The organism is Micromonospora sp. NPDC047467, assembly GCF_040643095.1.
Taxonomy (GTDB): domain Bacteria; phylum Actinomycetota; class Actinomycetes; order Mycobacteriales; family Micromonosporaceae; genus Micromonospora.
Genome location: NZ_JBEYTO010000032.1, coordinates 1 through 1719 on the forward strand (window position 1 = coordinate 1; position 1719 = coordinate 1719).

Annotated in this window: 1 protein-coding gene and 1 pseudogene; both read left to right on the plus strand. The window is 71.0% G+C overall.

The genetic code is table 11. The features are described 5' to 3' along the window. Positions 1–1436 (plus strand): annotated as a pseudogene (locus ABZ780_RS31700) (hypothetical protein); the annotation flags it as partial. After that, the gene (locus ABZ780_RS31705) at positions 1433–1633 is read left to right on the plus strand and encodes a hypothetical protein (protein WP_357488441.1); all 201 of its coding nucleotides are present in this window, start codon (positions 1433–1435) and stop codon (positions 1631–1633) included. The pseudogene ABZ780_RS31700 and the gene ABZ780_RS31705, both read left to right, overlap by 4 nt. The last annotated feature ends 86 nt before the right edge of the window (positions 1634–1719 follow it).

Consider the following 1719-nt stretch of genomic DNA (forward strand, 5'->3'; position numbering starts at 1 on the left):
GCATCGAGCTCGCCGAGAGCGCCCACCTGCTGCTGGACCCGTGGCAGCAGCTCGGCCTGCACCACTCCCTCGCCGAGGATGACGAGGGCCGGTGGACGTCGCTCGAGGTGGTGCTCAACGTCGCCCGGCAGAACGGCAAGGGCGGATTCCTCGAGGCCCGCCAGCTCGGCGAGGTGATCCTGTTCGGTGGCCGGTTGGTCATCCACACCGCGCACCAGTTCAACACCGCGCAGGAGTCGTTCCTGCGCCTCGACCAGATCTTCGAGGGCTCCTACGACCTGAGCCGCCGGGTCAAGCGCGTGAGGCGCTCGCACGGCGAGGAGGGCTTCGAGTTCTTCAACGGCGCGAGGATCAGGTTCCTGGCGCGCGGCGGGGACAGCGGCCGAGGGTTCTCCGGCGACCTGGTCATCATGGACGAGGGCATGAAGCTGCGGGCGGCCCCCGTGGGCGCCCTGATGCCCGTGCTGTCGGCCCGGCACAACCCGCAGCTGGTGTTCACCGGGTCGGCGGGGCTGGGCGACGAGAGCGAGCAGCTGGCGCTGCTACGGGCACGGGCGATGGCGGAGAACGGCCCACCGGACCCGTCGCTGTGCTACCTCGAGTTCTCCATCGACCACCACGTCAAGGAGTGCCCGACCGACCCCGAGGGCCGCATCGTCTGCGAGGCGCACGACGACCGCAACGACGAGCGGTCGTTCGCCCGGGCCAACCCCGCGCTGGGGATCCGTATCCGGACTGCGTACGTGCTGCAGGAGATGCGCGCCATGCGGCCGGACCTGTTCGACCGTGAGCGCCTGGGCGTGGGCGACTACCCGGAGGTAGCGGACGAGACCTGGCAGGTCATCCCCAAGGACAAGTGGGACGCCGTAGAGGACCAGCGCTCGCGGCCTGGGGACCCGGTGGCGTTCGCGATCGACGTGAACCCAGAGCGGACGTGGGCGTCGATCTCCGTGGCCGGTGCGTCCGGTGACGGGGTGCACGCCGAGGTCGTGCGGCACGAGCCCGGTACGGACTGGGTCGTCGCCTGGGCTACCGAGCGTGACCAGAAGTGGGGGCCGTGCGCGTGGGTGATCGACGAGGGCGGCCCGGCCGGCACGCTGGTGCCGGCGCTGAAGAAGGCGCTGACGTACGAGGACAATCCGGAGTGTGAGGACCGCTCTCACCTGGTGGTTTCCCCGAAGGTGCGTCAGCTGGCGCAGGCCTGCGGGCAGTTCTACGACCGCGTAAGCAACGGCACGCTGCGTCACCTCGGGCAGTCGAACCTGACCGCGGCGCTCGCCGGCGCGCGCAAACGGGACCTGGGTGACGCATGGGCATGGGCGCGCAAGAGCGACGGCGTCGACATCAGCCCGCTCGTGTCCGCCACGAACGCGGTGTGGGGGTGGGAGATGTTCCACGACGTCGAGCCGGAGGAAGGGGCGCCGAACCTGTGGTGACGCCAAGGAGAGTGCTGCTGGCGTGCGAGGTCACGTTCGTCGTCCTGGCCCTGGTGGGGGTGGCGCTGGTGAACGTGCCCGCGGCGCTGATGCTGGGCGGGCTGGCGGGGGTGCTGGCGTGCGAGCGTGCGCTGGTCGACAAACGTGCCGCTGGGGCGCGGCACGGTGGGGATGCGGCGGGGGGTGGGCGGCAGTGAGCGGGCGTCTTCGCCCCAGGCCGGGCGGGCACCGTGCAGGAGGTGTTCCAGGCGGCCACCAAGACCTACTACGGCACCGACGGGGC